Here is a 21939-nt window from a genome sequence, read left to right as displayed (position 1 = left end):
CCGGCCAAAAATGCTCAATTTTTTTACAGACAATGCATCTTGATAGCAACAATTAAAAAACAATCTAAACAAATAATAATCTCTTAATTTATCGTTTTTATAATGATTACTAGTACTTATAGATCGGTAGTAATCATGCCTAAACGAAACGCCCCTGACTCATTAGAAGAGAACTCAAAGAAATCTAGGACTCTCGCAGCAAGTTCCTCATCCAGCTCCTCAGCAACACAGGATAATGACGAGCATCCCTGGGAAGCGCTTGTACATAGCCATTTTCCGGATCAGTACGAGCTTGATGATCAAAAAACTGATATGGAATGGCGAGATTTTTATCAAAGCCAAATTAACAATTTGCTAGACTCCTTCGCTGATCCGAGAGCAAAAAAGATTGGCCGTAGGTTATTTTCCTCTATGACTATAGGCTCGATAGTTGACCTTTCAGATTCGGAACAAGAGATACTTCTAACCACAATAATTGAAATGCTTGAAGGACTAATGAGGAGTGATGATTATCAAAGCACCAGAAATTTAGCAACGCTTCTTTATCAGCGATTGCCGATGGATTTAGCAACGACGTTGTATGAGCGGGCAATACAAAAAAATACTAGCTTATCCAACTTGCATTGGGCGATGATTTGCCGCCAACCTCTTAGCAGTGACCTAGCTGCCAACATCAACGAAGTTTCATGTACTCCAGCGATTCATCTGGCCGCCTTTTTCAATAGTGCTCAGCTAATACATGCCTTAAAAAAGTTTGGCGCTAATTTAGATCTTAAAAACTCAAGGGACACAACAGCTAGTTATCTTGCAGCACGAATGGGGCTTGTTAACGCAATAAACGCATTAATTACAGAAGGTATAGATGTTGATCTAGGCATGGAGGAGCTTAGCCCACTTTATATCGCTGCTGCCAAAGGCCATCTTAAAGTTGTTAAGTCTTTGATTAAAGAGAAAGCTGATGTTGACCAGCCTGATGTTGATGGTCTAAGCCCCCTTCTTAATGCAGCTGCAAACGGCTATTTTGAAATAGTTAAGTCTTTGTCTAAAGCAGGTGCTAATGTTAAAAAACCTGATAATAAGGGTAATACTCCCCTTATTTATGCCACCAATGAGGGACATTGCAATATAGTTAGTTTCCTGTTGCAAGAAGAAGGGAGTATTTACACAACGAATAATGATGGCGCTACTCTACTTATAATAGCCTCAGTGTATGGCCATTTGGATGTAGTTAATGTCTTATTAGAAAAAGGAGCAGGAGGGCTTATTAACAGAGCCGTTAAGAATGGCGCTACTGCGTTATTTATAGCAGCTAACAATAACCACCCTGCAGTAGTTGAACGCTTATTGCAAGTAAGAGGTATAGATTTTAACCAACCTGATAGTAATGGCTCTACTCCCCTCTATACCGCCGCCCTTCGTGGCAATGTTAAAGTTATTGAGCATTTGTTGAAAATAAATGGGATACAAGTTAATCAGCCAAATAACAATGGCGCTACTCCGCTTCATGCAGCCGCTCAAAATGGCCATTTTGAAGTTTTGCAATCGTTATTAGCGGCAGGAGGACTGGCTAACCAGCCAGACAATAGAGGTCGTACTCCTCTGTGGATAGCTGCCGCAAACGGTCATCTTAAAATTGTGAATCATTTATTAAGGGCTGGGGGGCTTGTTAATCAGCCAGATAATGATGGATTGACCCCGCTTCATATAGCAGCCAGAGAAGGCCGTATCGACGTTGTACAGGCCTTATTAGGTTCTGGGGGAAATGCTAACCAGCCAAACAACAGAGGTAATACCCCGCTTCATTTAGCAGCTACAGCAGGCCATACTGAGATTGTAAAGGCCTTACTAGGTTCAAGAGGAGATGCTAACCAACCAAACGATAGAGGTGATCTGCCGATTTTTAATGCTGCTCTGAAGGGGCATTCTGAGATTGTTAACCTGTTGTTGCATGAAGGGAACTCTTATAATCGCCCCAATAATAACGGTGAGACCCCGCTTTATGCTGCCACCTGGAAGGGACATCTCGACATTGTAAATTCTTTACTGCAGGCAGGAGCGCTTACTAGCCAAGGTGATGATCTAAAAACCTCCCCATTGCTCGTAGCAGCTAGAAAAGGACATATTGCGGTTATAAAAACATTAATCGCTCATGGTGCAACCGATCCTGGGATGCGTGTCTTAGAGTATGCAGTTAAAGCAAAAAAGGCAGATGTCATTGACGCTTTTTTTGAAAGCGGCCTCAATGTTTTTCCTGCCAAGCTGGATAGAGCTCCATGGTTAGCAGAAGAGTTATCCAGCCGCAGCCAAGCTAATATTAAGGCTCCCAAGTCTTCCCTATTAGGTCTTTCCTTGTTTGCTCATATGAATGGATTGCGTGCCCCCAATGAGATTCCCAAGGAAATTCTTGCAGCCACCCCTAAGCTTAATATCATGCCGATGGGCTACGCCCCTGACGGGAGGTGGCTTATTAATGAGGCGATTAAGGGCGACAAACATGCCCTAGCCTATCTGCAAGCCTACGACGATAAAACACCAGGCTCATTGGCTAGCTGGTTTAAGCAACTAGGTTCAGGGGTTGGCCCTTTTCGTTTAGCCTTAAAGCTGGTAACCGCAAGAACAACTCAAACCATTGAGCTTAGTGATGAAGAGCAGCAAGCCTTTTATTCAGGCCGCATAGATAATTTGGACGACCTCTGCAACAGGTATGATTGCGAATTACTGATAGACTGGATTAATAACCTAATTGCTGCGCCGGAAATGGCTGCTTTTGATAACTCTTGTTTCAAACTATCTAACAAAATTTTGCGGCATCAACTAAATCAGAATGAACTTCGAATAACTGCATTAGAGAAAACTGTATCTCAGCTAATCCCTGCTAAGACAGAAGAAAAGGCAATTCGAGGTCAACAACAAATTACTGATTTTTTCAAGCCCAAGAGGTCTGAACTTCGCTTTGCATCTAGTAGCAGTAGTTATTGTCCACAGACGGAACCGTTAGGCTGGGCTGACAAACCCAATGGCATTTAGAAGTGCTCTGCCATTAAGTGGTTTTATAACCGTTCGCGCTGAGCAGCTCAGCCTCTTTGGGGCAAATATCGGGAAAGAACTTCGAACCAGCAACCTCTCTCCTTGTAAGGAATAGTCCCAATCCTTTTGTGGTATGCATCATGACCTTTCTATAAAAGTATAGAAAAGTCCCGATTTTCCGCAAACCTGCTTCCTAAATTACTAACCAAGGGGGCAGATTCAATTGGTTTTTCTTACTATTGAAGCAATTGATTTTGATCTCATTGATATTAAAAAAACAAATATCCAAACAGATCGTGTTGTAATATTTTTAATATCAATGTACAATAATCAATCATTTTGCGCATACATGATCTTTCCCGCATTTATATTGCGAGATTTAAAAACGCAGCTTTTACAAGCTAAATTACAGGGTGTTTTATGAATATACAAAATTTACTTAACGAACTCGTTTTATATACGAATACAGGAGATTCACCTATTAGTCGTGAAGCCAAATCAGTATTACGAATATTACGAAATGAATTTGAAAAACTACAAAGAGGTACTGAAGCTGATAAACAAAAAAAAATGATAACCTTGTTTTTAGGCGGGGTTATTTTGGCATTAGCACAAGATGAGATGAAATATCACGATAAACTCGGTGCTCTCGAAATCACTCAAGAAGTATGGAAAAACATCGAACCGTCTTCGGAGCCAGGTGAAGCAGGTATCTTAGCTAACATTTACCACATCGGAAATCATATACTGATTAAGCTACCTGATTCTCTTTCAAGCGATATTTTTGACAGGGAAATAAAATTCCCTTTCGGTGGAACAAAACCTTTTTTCCCTGAACTGTCTGCAAATAAGAATAGAATTAATTTGCTCCTTAAATTTTGTGAAAAAAACACTGCTAATCTAGAAGACACTTATTATTTGCCTGGGCAGCACGCTATAAGATTCCTTTTAACACTCAATAACAGAAACACCAAAGCTTCAGAAGCAACAGTCCCTACCGAAACTAATGGAGTTAGTCTTGGGTAGAATCATAACCTCCTCTCTCCCGTATTGAATTCCCGCGGTAATTCGAGATGGGGGAGGCCTATTACGTTATAATGAACAGTAAGGGGATTATTTGGAGACAGTTGTAAATCAGGCGGGCTCTTACCCAAGCTATTTCGATCAGATAAAAATACGGCCTTAACACAATCAGAAAGCTTTTTGTTTTTCCATGCACTAATATCTGAACCACTACTACTTATAAAAACAATAGTGCCTTTAATCCTGGCATGTTGGTTTAGATAGTATTCTGAATAAAGAGTTATTCCTGGTTCGATGCTAGTCATTGTTCCAACCGCAAAAACCTTAAAAGAAATTAGAAAAATAAAAAGATATAAATGTTTTCTCATTGGCGCATTCTTTTTGATGCGCATAGCAAAGCCATCTGGTCGTTGACAATTAAATGCAGCAACAGCATAATATTTGCCCAACTCGAGCAAACGCAAGCAATTTAAAAGAGATTAACCCTATGAAGATAAAGGCTGGATTTTTTAAAAAACGTAATACTCAGCCTAATCCCCCAATACTTTACCTGCCTCTAAGCCCCTTAGATAATGAGGATAACCTAATCTTTGAAGTGGCAGTGATTGGGTACACGCTTAAAAGCTACTTATATGAAGACTATGAAGAAAAAGAAAACGCCTTTTTAAGGCAGATAAAAAGAGATTACTCAAGTGAATATTACATATCAAAAACCTTCGTAGATCTTGCTAAAGATGCCAAGGTAACTCTTAATTTTTTATCTGACATGGATCCTTTAAGACGGTATGAATGCTCTCGACCCAATGGTATAAGTATTCATTCAAAGGCCTGTATTATTTTTTACGATCCAACACTAGATAACTGTTTATCTAATTTAAAGAAGTATTTTTGCAATTTGCTATATCTCAGAAAAGGCCACCGCGCTGAGGATGCAATCATGTGTTTTGTCGGAATCAATGGGGATAAACCAGAGAAACATAAGTTCAAAAAAACTGAGCTCTTAGACCTAGTAGCAAAACACTATGATAGAAACAAAATATCAATCTATTCGCTAAACTTAAATCCTTCCCCCAATTGCGCTGAAAACATAGAAATCATCCTTAGAAATCTGACAATAGCCTGTCTTAAAGAGTATCAGAAAAGACATAGTGATCCATTTACGATAACAGCAACAGAGAGCAAATTACGCCCTTTATCACTACCTAAATCATGGGAAACGATATATACCTTCTATACAGCGCTAGGAGAGGGAAATAAAAGGTCTAAAGAGATTTTTGGCAGTTATCTTCCTAATGAAATAATAAAATATATGACCCTAATTTTTATGACTAGCATTTTTCAAGACTATGAGAATCCTCAACTACAATTTGATATCTATAGAGAAATATTTATGGATGAAAGTGCTCATCTATCGGAAAAGCTATTAATAACTTCAAAGGAATCAGCTGTTACATGCAATGAAAAAACAAAAGGCTCAAATGAAAATTGCTCTATGATGTAGCCTATATTGGTGGTTATAAACAATGAAAAAATTAATTCTAATCAGCCTGTTAATTACTCTCAGCGCAGCAGCTTTCTCTAAAGGCACCTTAGTTACTATCAACAACGAACGAAAATTATTTTTGAATTGCCAGGGACAGGGCTCACCCACTGTATTGCTGATTTCAGGCTACCTTGACCGCGGTGATGCCTCATGGGAAACGCCCCTATCGGGCTCCCTCTTCTCCAAAGTGAGCCAGTTTACAAAGGTTTGTGACTTTGATCGCCCCGGCACAATAAAAGTTAGAGATAACCATTTCTTAAAAAGTCGCAGCGATCCGGTTCAGCAACCCGTTACAGCTGAAGACCAGGTTAAGGACCTACAAGCCTTAGTTAAGGCTGCAAAAATTAAAAAGCCCTTTATTATTGTCGCCCATTCCGCTGGCGGTTTGAGTGCTAGGCTTTATGCCTATAAATACCCAAGTGAAGTATCAGGACTCATCCTTATTGATGTAACCAATGAAAAATTATTGGATACCTGGACAGATAAGGAAATTGAGATTTTTAATTTCAGCACAGAGAAGGGTTCTAAGGAAATTCGATCACTGTATAAAAATGTTGAGCGGATTAATTTCATAGAAAGTTTTAAACAACTCCAGCAATATAAGGATCAAAAATTGAACCTGCCCGCCATTCTGCTCACAGCTGGAAAAACTCCTGATGCAAATCAATTAATTAAGGATGGTCTCTGGCCAAATTTTGCTACTCAAGATCTCGCTAAATCAATTATGAGCGGAATCTATCAAGCAAATGAGTTAGTTGCTGAATCCTTTGTTCCAAGAGCTAAGCTACTTAATGTAAAAAACAGTGGGCACTATATACAAAAAGAACAACCTGAATTAATCCTCGAGTTAATACATACGATGGTTGAACAGCAAAGATCGTAATAGGCCCCCTTCCGTCATCCTTCGCTATGCTCCCAAAGACGTACGTCATGTCGAACGCAGAGAGACATCTCCTGATGTGTAGCACAGTGCTAATCCCGGAGATCCCTCACTATGTTCGGAATGACGGGCTATGTTAGGGTGACGGGGGTGACCTATTGCCAAAGATCGTAATACCTAAGCAAAATCTAAAATGACATTTCCATCGATGAAACTACGTCATCTAATTCGTCAAAAATACCTCCTGCACACAGCCCTTGTTCAAAGGCTTCTAAAATTCTCTATTGCACTGAGACAACTTCGTTTGAAAACATCATAACTTTATCGCGAAACAGGATTATTGAAAAAAGTATTACGAGATCGATGGGTACTCTCTCCCTTATCAATCAATCCAGGCAACTGCTGAAAACATGCATTTTGAAGTTACTTGGGTATACACTAAGAGTTAAGCCTATTAACCCTAATATTAAATCATGCTTCTCTTATCCCTGGCATCATTGATATTTGTAGGATTTACTTTATTTTACCTAAGAAATTCGTCTGTTATTTACTTTGAATCAGCCTTAGTTGTTTTCTTATCGTTACTCATGGTTACAATCTTTGTTCTTTCAAATCAATACAGTATGCTCGGAGAAATTTACTACCCTCACTTTTATTGGGCTCTCTTAAGTGCACCACTGATTTTATTTTCTCGAGTACGAGTGGTAAGTTTTATCTGGGGCTTAGTTTTTTTTGTAACTCTTTGCTATTGGCTTCCTGACCAAGAGTGGTTTGAAAATAATTCACTGATTGAGTTAAGAGCGCTGCTTATCTATTTAATGCCCTCTCTGCTTGGACTAATTTACTTAGGGTCTAAACGAGCAAAAGTTGATATATCAATACAAAAATCCATGCAAGCTTTGCTGTTTTTAAGTGTCTTAACTTGTTTTCTTCTGATTTATTTTTCTAATCTTATACCGCTGCTCCCCCTAGGCCAGTTTAAGCTCTATATAATACTCATTAATATTGCAGCCGCTGTTGTCATTATGTTTTTAAAAAATCTTAAGCCTAAACAAAAACGCTTTTTAATCCTTGCAATTGTGACGGTGGTTTCTGCTATATGTTTGAAGGCTCTTGTGCCCATTGGCTATCTTGGCCTACAGAGTTTTATTTTGATCCTAGGGCTAATCAATTTATTACTCTTCTATGCCTCTAAGCAATTTTTTTGGACTGCTGATGCGTTAGCGATTGTTTGTAGCTTTTTGCTAAGCCTAACCTTATCTCTTTATTTCTATTCACCCTATCTATTGGTTTTTTCTCAAAATACAGGTCTTATCTTTGTTTTTTTCACGATCTTTATAGCGCTGTATTTCCTTATTTTACGAGCGAGAATCAAATGAGAAAGAATACCTTCCTTGCATTCGCAATTTTAATACCCATAGTAGTCATTATTATTTACGGACTACAAAACCAATACGACTATAGACATCGCCAATCTATAGTTCTGCCAATTAGTTGGAAGATGGATGAAAAGGGGGAAATTTTTGGCTATGACTTGGATTTTGGTTTCAACCCTTGCAGCGAGCTAGCAAACACAAATTTTCAAACACTCGCTGTCTGCCTTAAGCCTGAGCGGAGGGTCTATTTCATGAGTCAATTACCCTCTAGCTGTACTCTGTTCATTAAGGGCTTTTGTGCTTGGAATTATTTTTATGCCCGCTATTCTCAAAATCCCTCTGTCGATTTAAGTTTAGCAAAAACAACAAAATCAAAGGTAGAGGCTGTCGTTAAGGTTAGCAATGGGGGTTTCGCCGAGATTATTCAGTTACGTTAAGTTAAGGGCATTTGTCATTCCCGCGAAGGCGGGAAACCATCTCTACATTGGCACTATACTTAGCTAGAAATAGTTTCCCGCCTTCGGGGGAATGACAAAATCTTCCTTAACTTAATGGCAGTGCCGCAAGCCTGGGGCAAAGGGAAAAATCGAGGCTGATTATAAATCCCTTCCTAGCGAATCAATCGAGCCCGCTCTCCTTGATCCTCATCTACATCCTGTGGTTGACTAATTTTTTTCTGTTCCTTCTCTATTTTATAAGCAACCATAGCCCATTGTTTCATAAATAGCCTTGGCTCGTCGTTAATGAGGAATTCAAAGACTGCATCTGCTTCTGCACTAGGAAGAGTAACTATTCTGGGTTTAGACTTATTTTTGTGTTCTGCCCTATCTGCTAGTTTTATAAAATACTTTCTGTCTTTTTCCTTTAACCTTTCGTTCTCCGGCAAATTTCTTTTAAAGAATTCTTCACCTAACATATTGCCGTAAAATCGTCTAAGCTGTCTTAAACCTTCATGGGACTCTTTAAATACTCTTATAACGCTTCTGGTTCTATAGGCTGCGATAATCGTTTCACCCTCAGCAAGATATTGTCCTGTAATTAAAGAAAAATGCTCCTTTTTGGCAGCCATTATATACCCTCCAGTTTTATTAGAAGGCGGTAATTTAAAGGCAGTTTATTAAGAAAAGCTTAAGATGAACTATTAAATCTTAATTGTTGGTATTAACAATCTGCCTCACAGACGGAAATCAATCGATAAAACAAAGCCTTACACCCCTGCTCGCAAGGCATTGTTGCGTGAATCTCGTTGCTGCTCCGATTAGTCCGTAGCCTGGATGCAGCGAAGCCGCGCAGAAGTAAGGCAAAAAAGCTTGAAGCAAAGAAACCACTTACCCCAATTTTTAACAACTACCTTGTTTTTAGTTTCAGATCGCTGTCGGTTATGTCGGTTATGTCGGTGCTAGCCGATGGTTTCTTCAATTTTGCCCAAAACTGACCTGAGGCTTCATACTGACTTTTTTCAGGCATAGTCTTAAACGCTTTATCTTCCTTTTCTATTGTAGACAACATACTGAGACTAGAACTTGCTGTTGATGGCTCCTCCTGCTTTTTAGCTAGAGGTTTACTCTCATTAGCCTCTTGTTGCATGCTAATTTTCGGCGTATCTAAACTTCCCTCGACCAATAGAGATTGCTCATTTTCTAGCTCCACTATCGATTTATCCTCTTGAATAATTCGGTCAAGATAAAAAGCTATCCTATCCTCTCTCTCGCGTTGTCTTGAGGGTATAGATGTCTTATCTAGAATTAGCAGCAATTCTTGGCGTGTTTTGCCAAGGCGAGACAGGAAAGAGTCTGGAATCCAGTAACTAGGGTAGCCCGAATTATAATGCTCACCCTGGAAGACTACGAAATTTGATGATTTGGATGCCTTATAAGCCCCGTTAAATCCTTCAAAATTTAGTTCAGAAGATCCAGAGACTAAGGCATGACACTTTTTACAATTTTTAATGCCACTAGCCACATAAAGATAAGGGATTTCTTGCTTATTTTTATTAAGTACCGGTAATTGATCAACTAATTTCTCAGCAAAAGTAATTAACGTTATTTCAGGGTGCGGATGCGCGTTTTTTAGATCTTCGCTATGCACCTCTCTATTAGCAACATAAGAAATATCTCCCTTAGATAACAGCTTAACCAACTCTTTTTCAACACTTGAATCTTCTTCAATAAGGTAGAGGGCGATTACAGCAATATCGAGGTCATCTTGAATAGCTGTTATTGTCCGCTCGAAGAATTTATAGACATCATCGAGTGTACAATGCGAACCATCATTACGTCTTTTATATTTCCATTTATTGTTAAACTCCCTATGAACATTCTTGTGAGAAAATGACTCAATACTTTCTTGAAAACGTTTCCTTTTTTCTTCAATGCACGCAGTTAACCACTCGCTACCACGTGAGGTATAAGAATCTAATCTGGCAACTATAGATTCCCTCACTTCTTGGATAACACTATCCTCGATATGATTTTCAGTAGCAAAAAACAATCTATCGCCTACAGCAATTACCGCTGTAGAACCAGGTTGTTTTTTTTTGAATGCTACTTCACGATGTATTAGCCTCGCAAATCGTTGCAGTAGAACCTCATGTTTTTCAAGGGGTTTAGTGATATCAAGTTGTGGATTTTCATTAGTGTGAAGAATTTTAGGCATCGGAGTGATCTCAGTGAAACAACCGCGCAATCATAGCAAAGCTTATCTTAAGGGAAGCTTAACACTTATACGTTTCAAACATTAAAATATCGCTAACCACATGTTTTTTTTAATGCGGATTATAGTGAAGTTGTACGCTGGGCAGGGAAACCCAATGACACTTTCATCTATTGAGATAGGGCTGCTTGACCTAAGTTTAAATCGGTAACTCTCATCTTGCTCGAGCCATTCATGACTTGCTCATTAAAAAAATGGGGCGTTTTAGAGTTTGTAAACAAGAATGGTGGGTCTTCCAAGTCAAGATAGCCATGTTCGGCTATGATTTCTAAGGAGGCTTTTAGTGCAATCTTGGATTTTGAGCTGAGTCTTTGTTGAACCTGGTTCATCACTAATAAAAGATCGCCTGACAAATTCGCCTCCTTTTTTAAGGCGCTAGCTAAGCACTGAACAAAGTTGAATATGATTTTTTCTTTTTTAAGTGCTATTTCTTTGTCACTATCTAGGGTATCGGTTAAAGCAATACTTAGAAGTTCAATCCCATCTCTTAGTTCACCAAGATTTTTATAACAGAGCATTAAATTGGAAACCAGGGTCAGCCTATCCAAGGTAATGGCGTTTTCTGGGATAAGTTTTAATGATTTTATATAGGTCGCGGCGGCTTCTTCGTAAGATTTTTTTTGGAAAAAATCATTCCCTACTACTTTGTAATATTGCGCTAACTTTGCCCTCATTTCAGGAAGTTCTGCTCTTAAACCAGCATAGAGTTCAGTGAGGTGCTCCTCAGCATTAGCAATATCCGCTTGAACTTTATCTAGCAACGCCAAGTCATTTGCACCAAGTTTCTTAAATAGGCTACTACCGCAGAGAGCTAGCGCATCAATCGCAGCCTTATGTGAAATTCTAGCCTCAATAATAAGCAAAGTATCATGTAGGTTTAGTTGCGTGTCGGCATCAGCGGCAGCATGAAAGGCTTTTGTATAATGCGCCTTTGCCGAACTAAGGATATCTTCGGCTTTTGTTTTCTGCCGCTTATAGTGTCTGACCAATTTCTCTTGGTGAGCTGTCAACTCAGGTTCTACACTAGAAGCGAAAGTAGATCCATCAAAGTAGATAACACCATCAATGATATCGAGATCCTTAAGAAAGGTTTCCACACGCTCAAGTCCATCCTCAACACCATGTGCCAATCGATGATTAAAATCGATTTGGGCATCACCTTGGGCTACAACTGTGGGTAGTTGCCTGGATCCCGCAAATGAAAGTGGCGATAGCACCTTAGGATCGACGGTAAAGGCATTAAAACGAGGCTTTTTCTTATCCCCTTTAGGAACACAGAGCTCATATCTAATCGAGGGATCAATCGAGTGAAACTCAAGCACCGTTTGCAACCATTGACCGTATAGCTCGGGCGCTAAAGAATCGGGCTGTTCGATATACATACAGACTTTATTATTGGTAAAATCTTTTTCATAAAAATAGGGATGAGTAAATTCCTTCCATCCCATCGCACGAAATTTTTCCATGTATTCAACATATTGTTCAGCGCTATAGAACTCGAAATTAGAGTCTCTTAAAGAACGATAATGTTGGGGTTGCATTTTAACATAGGCTAAAAAATGCCTTTTTATTAGCAGATCTTTTTCTTGAATAATTGGTGTTAAAGTAAATGCACCAGGTTGGCGAATATTAAGGGCATGAACAGCCTCGCGCCGCGAGCCGGTACAATCAAAGGTGATATAAGATTCAACTTCTGTCTGATTTTTATCAGAATCTTCAACAATAACACCTTTCTTACCGGGCTTATTCATATATCCAACAAAACGCTTTTTCTCGATCTTTATACCTAATTTGCAGGCTTCTGCATAAAGTGTCTTTTCCAGATCTTTTATGTGCCCTGTTTTACTATGATCCCAAAGGGGTATCTTAAGACCTTGCTCTGCAGTGATAAATACGGTCCTGTTTAAATGCCCAGGCCGTACATATTCACCAGCTCTGAGATCATAAACAACAATGTCTTTGACTCCCATTTGCTTAAGACGGATCGCTAAATACAAACCTATAGGCCCGGCACCACAGATAACTACTTTATTCATTGATCTACACATATATTTTGGAGTGATGGGGCAGAAATATAGACTAGAAAGCTTAAAAGAATATTAAGAAGCATGTAAATTGATTTTGTTCGCGATATCCTCCACCACTTCTGAATCCCCGCAGTCAAGTCCATAGGTATCTACACAGGTGTAGCCTTGATGCAGCGCAGCGTAATCAAGGTTTTCATTAGATGAGTGACGTTTGCTTTTTTTGTGTAGATACTTATGGGTCATCCGCCCAACTAATATCAAAATCATTAATAAGGTATATCAATATTTTTAGTTTGGATTAACTATGAAAAAAAGGTAAATTCGCGCCTGCTCTTTGATTTTCCAATGACGTAGACGGGAGTATGAGATATTAGATTCTCCTAAGGTTAATAGAGCTAATATCTTTATGCTACGTCATTATTTTTTTCTATTTCTTAGAACTATAAATAATTAATTTTATGCCATCTCATTTATCAACTACTCTCATCACTCTAACTTCAATTATCTCTGTAAGGGACAAAACATAGGAATCCACTAACTAGCTCCGAATCCCCGTGACCAAGCCCATAGCTATCTACACAAGTGTCTGTAATAAGGTCACCTCCTTCCTTGTTTCGACACTACGTCATCCAGAGCGCAGCGAAGGATCTCCGGGATTAGCACCCTGCTGCGCTCTGGATGACGTGTCTTAGGGGGACGCAGGGCTCATCTATTACAGACACTTGTGTAGATAGCTATGGGCTTGACCGCGGGAATTCGAGTTTTCTCTGAGATTACACATTTTTTGTCCCGTACAAAGTTCAATTATCTCTGACCAATAAAAACATAATAATGCCTTAATGTTCATGTTTTAAACTTAATTAAGCAACTTAATAAGGTTTACCATGAACTATACTGAATTTCTTGAATGGTTATATAAATTAAAAATAGCTAATCCTAAGAATGAAAAACTGCTAAAACAAATAGAACGGACTAACAAGTTTCTTGATACCGCAAACTTCCAAGAAGCTCGTCCTCATATCTTAGAGTTGCTTGGGGAAATGATTAAAGTTGATTCAAGTTCGATAAGAATCTCTTATCCAGATGGCCTAACCGCGGGAATAGTCCTTGAAAACTTAAGAGACAAACCATCTAAACAAAAGAAATTTGAGTCAAGTTATAGCCAAAGTCGGAAAATAGAATTTGATCAATCTCACCCAACTGTTCAAACTAGTCCAACTGTTCAAACTAGTCCAACTGTTCAAACTAGTCCATCTGTTCAAGCTAGTCCATCTGTTCAAGCTAGTCCATCTGTTCAAGCTAGTCCATCTGTTCAAGCTAGTCCATCTGTTCAAGCTAGTCCATCTGTCCACACTACTAGTAACTACACATTATTTAAAGAAAATTTCAATAAATTAAGAAAAACTATTGATCAAAGTGAAATTGCTAATCCAAAGGAATATGCTCAATTATCCCCTGAGGGAAAAAATGATTGCTTGGTCAATCTAGCCTGGTTAATTGCAAATGAAGCTGTTATTAACTGTAATAAGCAACCCTTATTTAGTCCACAGTTAATAGAAGATATAAAGGGATTTAAAACTAAAGCCATCGAAAATGTAGAGAACTTTTTGCTAGCACAAGAAGATGATGATAGTGAAGAATCATATGATGATTATGATGTGCTCGTAGCAAATGAATTTAAAAAGTTATTAACTACTGAACCTGAGATAGGTACGGGTATTTTGCTAACTGGACCACATGTAGTAAGGCTAATGGACGCGAGCCTATTAGGCATAACTAACGGAAATCAGGTTTTATCTAATGAGTTTTATAAGTTATTCCGTGAAAATAGCCTCATTGGTGCTGGTGAGCGCTCCTTTAGTAAACTTCTTTTAGAAAATCGAAACATCTCTGATGAGGAACAACCCGAGATTCAAACAGAAATTAATATTTCCTTAAATCAAAGTGGTAACGAAATTTATATCGAAGAAACAAATAAACTAATGTCCTATTACTTTGATAATGACATAGACTCTCCAATTGAAATGGAAAATGATGGTGAACCCTATGCTAAAGCGCAAACTAAATTTCATCTACGCATTGAAGATAATCATTTGGCCTATACAAATACAACAATGGACATAGATATCTATGACGATTTGACAGCAAAAATTATAGATAAGCGCAATTTCTTTGAGAAAATGTGGGACTGTATAAAATCGATTTTATTTGAGAATGATATTCCGGAATTAAGCGAGGAACAGGAACAAACTTTAACTCTTTAAGCATTATAAAATGTCGTTCCTGCGTGATGACTTCTACATTCTATCCACGCAGGAATGACACAAGGTTATCCCCCTTTAATACCCAACAATTCCTTATAGAAAACAGGCTCAGGATAGCCTTAGCTGTTAGTGCTCCCGTATCAACTCAATAATTCGTACTTGCAGAGGCATTAATAAGCCTTAGGCGAACTGTAGTTCCAGGGGTGACCTTAATTATTTGTGGATCTTGTAGGCTATGGCGATTCGCTAGGTAAGCATCAAATTTAACATCATTCAGATCCATTCCATTAACCATCGACATACCTTTCATATCCATAGGAGGCTATTCTTGAGCCTATCCCTGCTTTCATAATTGCTATCCTTATAATATTGCCTCTCTACCCCATGTAGCGTGACGGAGAGGGTTAATTTTATAGCCGTTCGCGCTGAGCAACTCAGCCCCTTTGAGGCAAATATCAGGAAAGAACTTCGAACCAGCAACCCCACATCTATCCTTCAGATAGCTATTACCCAATTTTACGAACAAAAGTCTTGCGCCCTTTCAGTTTTCCATTTTGTAAGTATTGCTGAGCTTTGTCGGCCTGGCTACGGTGAATTGCAACATAGGAGTGCATGGCAGTGATGTTAATTTTGCCAATAGAGCTCCCTGCTAAGCCTGCATCCTTAGTTAATGCACCAAGAATATCTCCGGGTCGAATTTTATCCTTTTTACCAGCCGCAAGGCATAGAGTAACCATTTCGGGGACTAATGGACTAGGAGAGCTGTTTTCAAATTTATTTCTGTTTCCCCAGATAATGGGCTGTGACAAATTATCTTCAATAGCGCAAATTCGTTGGGCATCTGCTGGTGTTGTAATACTTAAGGCAAGGCCTTTATTTCCAGCGCGCCCAGTTCGGCCAATACGATGAATATGAGTATCTTGATCAAAGGCAAGATCGAAATTAATAACAGCAGGAAGCTCTTTAATATCAAGCCCCCTCGCCGCAACATCAGTTGCAACCAAAATTGAGCAACTTTGGTTAGCAAAACGCAAGACCGCCAAATCACGATCGACTTGTTCCATATCCCCATTTAAGGAAATCGCACTAAAGCCTTCATGGATGAGTTCCGCGGTCACATCATTTGTCTGCTGCTTGGTATTACAGAAGATTAAGGTTGAAGCGGGTTTAAAGTGAAACAATAATGATTTAAGCAAGGAGAATTTTTGGGCTTGATTGGTTACTTCATAAAAACATTGCTCAATATCAACTTCACTATGAGGGGTTTCAATCAGGACTTCTTTGGGGTTAATCATGAACTGTTTTGACAATTGCCTGATTTCCTCAGGATAGGTCGCTGAAAAAAGCAAGGTTTGTCGTTGCTTAGGGCAAGCCGAAATAATGCTTGTGATATCTTCAAAAAATCCCATATCTAACATTCTATCCGCTTCATCTAAAACTAAGGTCTTTAGATGGCTTAAATCTAAGGAGACGTTATTTAAATGCTTAAGCACCCTCCCTGGCGTTCCTACAATGATATGGGCTCCATGCCTTAATGAATCCAGCTGAGGCTTCATTGGCATACCGCCAGACAAGTTAATAATTTTAACATTGGGCATCAAACAGGCTAATCGACGGATTGCCTGACTGACTTGTTCTGCCAGTTCGCGAGTAGGGCAAAGAACCATGCCTTGTACCGCAAAAAACGGAATTTTTAAATTATTTAAAAGGGATAAACCAAAGGACGCAGTTTTGCCACTTCCAGTTTTTGCTTGAGCAATAATATCTTCACGATTAAGGATTATTGGCAGACTTTGCATTTGAATGGGCGTCATACTTTCATAATTTAATGAAGCAAGGCTTTTTATCAACTCTTCACGTAAGGGTAACTGGTGAAATGATAATGATGGGCTGGTGGGTTCAGAGTGAATCATTGAAAAGGCTTATATTTGAGAATAGGCGGGTAGATTAACATTTTTTAGTTCAATATTGAATCAATTGTTTGGGCTCCAGTTTTAATTCATATTTAGGTGAGCCCTGTCACCTTAAGGCACGTCATCCAGAGCGCAGCGAAGGATGACGTAATGTTAAGACAAGAAGGGACTTGACCTTTGTGTAGCTACCTATGGGCTTAACCACGGGGTCTCGGATCTTTTTTGGGGTTTTTATTTTATCCACTGTTAAGAATTCATATAATCCCCCCCTTAAGCTCAGTGTTATTTAATCTAAATGTGTTAATATTTCACCAAAATATAAACAACCTGGGCAAAATATTTATATTCTCAGGGTTAGCTCTAAGGTAAGACGAGGCAAAATCGATGTTAGATGTAAAAAATATAAGTATGCAGTATGGACCAAAATCCTTATTTCAAGAGGTAGATTTGATCTTATTGCCTACACAACGCTATGGCGTTGTTGGTGCTAATGGCACAGGAAAATCTACTTTTTTGAAAATTTTATCAGGCGAAGAGCAAGCCTCGCATGGCTCCGTTGAAAAAGCCAAAAATCATAAGATAGGCATTCTGAAACAAGATCATTTTCGTTATGAAGAGGATCGTCTTATTGATGTTGTTATTCGTGGAAATGCTGTTTTATGGGATGCGCTCACTGAAAAAGATAGCTTATATTCTAAGGAAACCTTTACCGAGGAAGACGGTTATCGCCTGAGTGAATTAGAAGAAATAGTGATGAATCAAGGCGGTTATGAAGCAGAATCGACAGCAAAAAATTTATTACTAGGCTTAGGTATTGCCGAAAAATTTCATTATGGTCCACTAAGCGCCCTATCCGGTGGCTACAAATTACGTGTTTTATTAGCTCAGGTTCTTTATCAGCAACCTGATATTATGTTGCTCGATGAACCAACCAACCACCTGGATATTTTATCCATTGCCTGGTTGGAAGAGTTTCTGAAAACCTCGTTTAAGGGTCTGCTAATTTTTATCTCCCATGATAGAAGCTTCCTCAATAATGTCTCTACCAACATCCTCGATATTGACTATGATACCGTCCTGGACTACCCAGGAAATTACGATAAGTTCTGTTTTGCTAAAGAAGAACGATTGCGACTCAAACAATCTGAGTTAAAAAACCAGGAAAAGCGAATTGATGCCTTGCAAAGTTTTGTTAATCGTTTTGGTGCAAAAGCAAGTAAAGCTGGTCAGGCTGCTTCACGCCAAAAAATGATAGATCGCATCGAGTTGGTTGAGATCAAGGATTCAAATATTTTTAAGCCCTATTTTAATTTCCAGCAGAGGAAATCATCAGGTAAATCAGTAATTAAAGTGGAGCAGTTGCATAAAAAATTTGATGAACGAGTACTCTTAAAAAACGTATCTTTTAGCATACAACGCGGTGATAAATGTGCCATTGTTGGACCCAATGGCATTGGAAAATCCACCTTACTGAAAATTTTATTAAGCGAATTGCACTCAGACCAGGGCCAATTTGAATGGTCTGATACAGTCAATGTGGGTTATTTTGCTCAAGATTATCGAACTCAGTTAGAGCCAGAACAATCTGTATTGCAATGGATGGAAGATAATATCGCTGCAGCTGGGCAAGAAATCAGGAAAGTGCTTGGGCAGGTATTATTTCGTGGAGAGGATGTAGACAAAAAGATTGGGGTTTTAAGTGGTGGAGAATCTGCCCGGTTAATTATGGCCAAGCTAATTTTAGAAAAACATAATGTGCTGATCTTTGATGAACCAACCAACCATTTGGATCTTGAGTCTATAGACGCATTAATCGAAGCAATTCAGCTGTTTCCAGGAGCCGTGTTATTTGTCAGTCATAATCGCTATTTTATTGATGAAATTGCATCCCGGGTCATTGTGTTAACCGAACAGCATGGTGTGCAGAATTATCTTGGTAATTACAAGGACTACTTAGAGCAGTATGGCGAAGATTACCTGGCAAAAGCATAGAGAACTCGTAATAGGTCCCCTCCTTCGCTACGCTCCCAAAGACATACGTCATGTCGAACGTAGAGAGACATCTCCTGATGTGTAACACTGTGCTAATCCCGGAGATCCCTCACTATGTTCGGGATGACGGCGTCTTTATTGATGTTTGCCCCAAACGGGCTATGTTAGAGAGACGGAGTGACCTATTACTGATTGAAACTCAAACAGATTTTAATATTTCCTTAAGCTTCCAAAACTAAAATATAAAACCGTTTAATCTGCCAAGACCACTCTTATGCAAGACAAAACCTTCGTATTTTTTTCTAGAACAAGCGCTATTAAAGATAACCAGCAAGAAGCGCCAGTCGAGAGAGTCAAAAAATATATAGATGCAGAAATAGCCTATAAAAAAGTCATAGCCGAACGATTACTTAAGGGCAAACAAGACGAAATCTGGGAAATTATACTTTCCAATACCGTGCATTTATATGATAGGCCCTTACAAATTCAAAGCAGACTTCAAAACGGCGAACTGATTCAGAGTGCCAAAAAAGAATTTACTACGAAAACTATTGACGATATAAAAGATTGCACTCGGCTTAAAAATTCTGCAGAAAAGGATAGCACTGACTATCTTTATTTGAATATTTATTTTCAATACTCCATTGGCTTGATTGATATTGAAACCACAGCGACTAAAAAAAATATCCAACGCTTATTAAATAATCTTTATAAAAAAACGGATGCGAAAAGGTTACTAAGAGACATTACTAAAGACATTAATACTAAAAATATAAAATCACCTATTATGGCTAGTACTCACCTAAAAAAAGAAATGCTAGCTATTCTAAAAACGGAAATTAGCCCTAGTTGCTTAAGGTTTTTAGAGGATGTGGAGATCAATTGTGTATCCGACAAGTATGCTTGTTGCCTAAGCGCTGAAGCTGACGCAAGACTTAGAAAGAATAAATTAGTTAACCAGCTAACGAAAACCTTACCAAATAGTGAATCGCAAAAGTTAATAGACGAATATTTTGCTGCTCAAGATGCTCTGTCGCAAGACTCCCTGGTCTTTGGGCATATGATTTTGAATGATAGCTATCTTAAGATTTTTGAGCGCATGAAGGTACTGTATCAGCTGGAAGATAAGATGACTGATTTCTTGCATAACTTAGAAAAGTCAAAGCATGAAGCGAAAGCTCAATTAGTAACTCAGTCGCTTGAGTTAGTCACGCCAGTTGAGATAACAGAGCTCCCCACAGTAGACCTTGATGACAGCCAACATACACAGACTTTAGCAACTGTGTTAAATACTGCTAACGATGTTCTTGATAGCAATACAACAACTCAAGAAGCTGAAATTCCACAACTAACGCCTAGATTGCCAGACGACTCTTCTTCAATACCAACCGCAGGTATACAACAATCAATAGCAGACTCAATCGTTTTTACAGAAACTTTAGAGTTGCAAACAGCTTCCGCTCCTCTGGAAACCAATAATTGTGCAAACGCTGAAGAGGATGAAGCAGAGACAACATCAGTCTATACCACTATTTATGCCCCTTCAAAACACAAAAAGTCAAAGAAAGAAGAGGATGGAAGACCAAAAGCTGTATTAAGTAAAGCAGAGTATGGAATGGAAGAGAAAGAGGAGGGGGAAGAGGATGAAGCAGAGACAGCATCAATCTATACCACTATTTATGCCCCTTTAAAACACAAAAAGTCAAAGAGACAAGAAGCAGCACAGCCAGAAAAACCTCAAGAAAATACGCTAAACCTCAATAAAGATCATCTAGATACTTTTATGAAGGTATTTGGTTTAATTCCTTATGATTCAATCAATTTGAGAGCCTTAGTTAACCTCACTCTCGAATTTGGTGGTGTAATTAAAAAAACAGGCGCCAATAGATGTCGTATTGAGATGAAAAATATTTATGCCTTTATTTTGGCTCCCATAGAAGAGGTAGCCCCTTCCACCACAGCCACCGTTACCATGCATGGCGGAGGGCATCGCAGTACTCGCAGTCAGAATCATGATAGAAACAAAGCACCTGATTATCTTATTGAACAATTTAGGGAAGCCTTTACTCGTGCAGGATTTACACCAGCTAATTTAGGGTTGGAGAACAGTGCGAATTATGTGAGCTCTCTCTAACCTATTACAACTTAGTTGATGATTATTCTTCTCTAAGGAAAACCTTGATTGGCTGCGCTACATCAAGGCTACGATTTGTCAAATATGTGTAGCCTTGATGCAACGCAGCGCTGAGTGATCCTGACATTTTTTTAATCAAAGTATCATTTATATACCTATGTGAACATTAATCAGTTACTTTGACTTATATGTGTGTCGTTCCCGCGTAGGCGGGAATGACACACAAAAGAACAGAAAGAACTTATATGGCACATGCTTTCTGTTTAAAAAAATGCCAGGACTCCTCAGAGCGCAGCGTAATCAAGGTTTCTTTTAAAATGCAACAAGGTCTTGCAAGCGAATGTAGGCTCGGCAAGACGCCTAATCTATAACCTTTATCAATTATCAAAGCTCAAAGAATGAGGGGTAGGAAAGGCCTCTTCGTCCAGATCCATCAGTACAACGTTTTCATTGGCTGAGAAAAAACCAGGGGAGTGCTTAGCCTGTACTCGTTTTTCAGGCGCTAGCTCTTTCATCATTGGGAGATAAAAGACATTATCCCCAAAGACATCTTTGCTTAGACGTTTCACCATTGATGCAAATTTATAATGCTCAGTCAGATTTAATAAGATGGGATTCCCTTCTTTGGTCTCGCCATTGTAGGCCTGAGCATCTACATAGACTACCTTATCCCTGGTCGCATAATAGACAAGCATCGGTTTTATTTACTTTGTTTTATCAATTAATTGCCGAGGTTTAAGAGAGGAGCTGCGCCAGAAAATGCCGCCTTGTCCAAAGTCATCAGCAAATTTGATTTATTCGATTGAAAAACACAGGAGCGTTATTGGCTTGGTTATTTCAATAGGGGATCTATGTTAATCCGTTCTAACTAAGGCTTTCTTGAATCAACTACGTAAAAATTGCAATAACCGGTAGTGTTTAAATGTTAGGTGCTGTATACACTGCCATTCAGTTAAAGAAGGTTTTGTCATTCCCGCGAAGGCGGGAAACTATTTCTGGCTAAACACAGTGCCAATGTAGAGATGGTTTCCCGCCTTCGCGGGAATGA

General features: G+C 38.9%; 16 protein-coding genes. 9 read left to right on the top strand and 7 right to left on the bottom strand.

All coding sequences use genetic code 11. From position 1 onward, the window contains the following. Window positions 1–135 precede the first annotated feature (135 nt). Window positions 136–3027 (top strand): ankyrin repeat domain-containing protein, encoded by a 2892-nt coding sequence (locus BN1094_RS13495; protein ID WP_044011620.1) that lies wholly within the window; start codon window positions 136–138, stop codon window positions 3025–3027. Window positions 3028–3447: 420 nt separating this feature from the next. Next, window positions 3448–4053 (top strand): hypothetical protein, encoded by a 606-nt coding sequence (locus BN1094_RS13485; protein WP_044011618.1) that lies wholly within the window; start codon window positions 3448–3450, stop codon window positions 4051–4053. A gap of 2 nt (window positions 4054–4055) precedes the next feature. Here the strand turns inward: BN1094_RS13485 and BN1094_RS13480 are convergent, their stop codons facing one another. Beyond that, window positions 4056–4418, bottom strand: coding sequence for a hypothetical protein (locus BN1094_RS13480; protein WP_141650488.1), 363 nt, complete (start codon window positions 4416–4418; stop codon window positions 4056–4058). Window positions 4419–4471: 53 nt separating this feature from the next. Between BN1094_RS13480 and BN1094_RS13475 the strand changes: the two genes are divergently transcribed. The 4 genes from BN1094_RS13475 (at window position 4472) to BN1094_RS13460 (ending at window position 8286) form a co-directional block, all read left to right on the top strand. Continuing rightward, the gene (locus BN1094_RS13475) at window positions 4472–5551 is read left to right on the top strand and encodes a hypothetical protein (RefSeq protein WP_141650487.1); all 1080 of its coding nucleotides are present in this window, start codon (window positions 4472–4474) and stop codon (window positions 5549–5551) included. Window positions 5552–5573: 22 nt separating this feature from the next. Further along, window positions 5574–6476 (top strand): alpha/beta fold hydrolase, encoded by a 903-nt coding sequence (locus BN1094_RS13470; protein WP_044011615.1) that lies wholly within the window; start codon window positions 5574–5576, stop codon window positions 6474–6476. Window positions 6477–7096: 620 nt separating this feature from the next. Beyond that, entirely contained in the window at window positions 7097–7852 is a 756-nt protein-coding gene (locus BN1094_RS13465; RefSeq protein WP_141650486.1) for a hypothetical protein, read from the top strand. After that, on the top strand, window positions 7849–8286 hold the full coding sequence (locus tag BN1094_RS13460) for a hypothetical protein (RefSeq protein WP_044011613.1): 438 nt from the start codon (window positions 7849–7851) through the stop codon (window positions 8284–8286). The genes BN1094_RS13465 and BN1094_RS13460 overlap by 4 nt, the downstream gene beginning before the upstream one ends. A gap of 173 nt (window positions 8287–8459) precedes the next feature. Here the strand turns inward: BN1094_RS13460 and BN1094_RS13455 are convergent, their stop codons facing one another. The 3 genes from BN1094_RS13455 to BN1094_RS13445 all read right to left on the bottom strand — a co-directional run bounded on the left by BN1094_RS13455 (window position 8460) and on the right by BN1094_RS13445 (window position 12597). Next, window positions 8460–8918 (bottom strand): hypothetical protein, encoded by a 459-nt coding sequence (locus tag BN1094_RS13455; RefSeq protein WP_044011612.1) that lies wholly within the window; start codon window positions 8916–8918, stop codon window positions 8460–8462. 278 nt (window positions 8919–9196) lie between these two features. Continuing rightward, window positions 9197–10504 (bottom strand): hypothetical protein, encoded by a 1308-nt coding sequence (locus tag BN1094_RS13450; RefSeq protein WP_044011611.1) that lies wholly within the window; start codon window positions 10502–10504, stop codon window positions 9197–9199. Between the two features lie 167 nt (window positions 10505–10671). Further along, complete coding sequence (locus BN1094_RS13445; RefSeq protein WP_044011610.1) at window positions 10672–12597, bottom strand: NAD(P)/FAD-dependent oxidoreductase; 1926 nt, start codon at window positions 12595–12597, stop codon at window positions 10672–10674. Window positions 12598–13472: 875 nt separating this feature from the next. Between BN1094_RS13445 and BN1094_RS13435 the strand changes: the two genes are divergently transcribed. After that, window positions 13473–14852, top strand: a complete 1380-nt coding sequence (locus tag BN1094_RS13435) for a hypothetical protein (protein ID WP_044011608.1) — start codon at window positions 13473–13475, stop codon at window positions 14850–14852. Window positions 14853–14997: 145 nt separating this feature from the next. Here BN1094_RS13435 and BN1094_RS19690 read toward each other — a convergent pair whose 3' ends face one another. Continuing rightward, window positions 14998–15168, bottom strand: a complete 171-nt coding sequence (locus tag BN1094_RS19690) for a cupredoxin domain-containing protein (protein WP_141650485.1) — start codon at window positions 15166–15168, stop codon at window positions 14998–15000. A gap of 190 nt (window positions 15169–15358) precedes the next feature. Further along, on the bottom strand, window positions 15359–16765 hold the full coding sequence (dbpA, locus tag BN1094_RS13430; protein WP_044011607.1) for an ATP-dependent RNA helicase DbpA: 1407 nt from the start codon (window positions 16763–16765) through the stop codon (window positions 15359–15361). A gap of 384 nt (window positions 16766–17149) precedes the next feature. On the opposite strand from dbpA, the gene BN1094_RS13425 reads away from it, so the two are divergent. Beyond that, window positions 17150–18757, top strand: a complete 1608-nt coding sequence (locus BN1094_RS13425) for an ABC-F family ATP-binding cassette domain-containing protein (protein ID WP_044011606.1) — start codon at window positions 17150–17152, stop codon at window positions 18755–18757. A 274-nt stretch (window positions 18758–19031) separates the two neighbouring features. Next, window positions 19032–20891 (top strand): hypothetical protein, encoded by a 1860-nt coding sequence (locus tag BN1094_RS13420; RefSeq protein ID WP_044011605.1) that lies wholly within the window; start codon window positions 19032–19034, stop codon window positions 20889–20891. 377 nt (window positions 20892–21268) lie between these two features. Here BN1094_RS13420 and BN1094_RS13415 read toward each other — a convergent pair whose 3' ends face one another. Continuing rightward, on the bottom strand, window positions 21269–21586 hold the full coding sequence (locus BN1094_RS13415) for a hypothetical protein (RefSeq protein ID WP_044011604.1): 318 nt from the start codon (window positions 21584–21586) through the stop codon (window positions 21269–21271). Window positions 21587–21939: the final 353 nt, after the last annotated feature.

It is taken from the genome of Legionella massiliensis (assembly GCF_000756815.1).
In the GTDB taxonomy this organism is placed as follows: domain Bacteria; phylum Pseudomonadota; class Gammaproteobacteria; order Legionellales; family Legionellaceae; genus Tatlockia; species Tatlockia massiliensis.
Note: the sequence above shows the minus strand (reverse complement) of the source record. Positions and strands in the feature narration are given on the sequence as shown.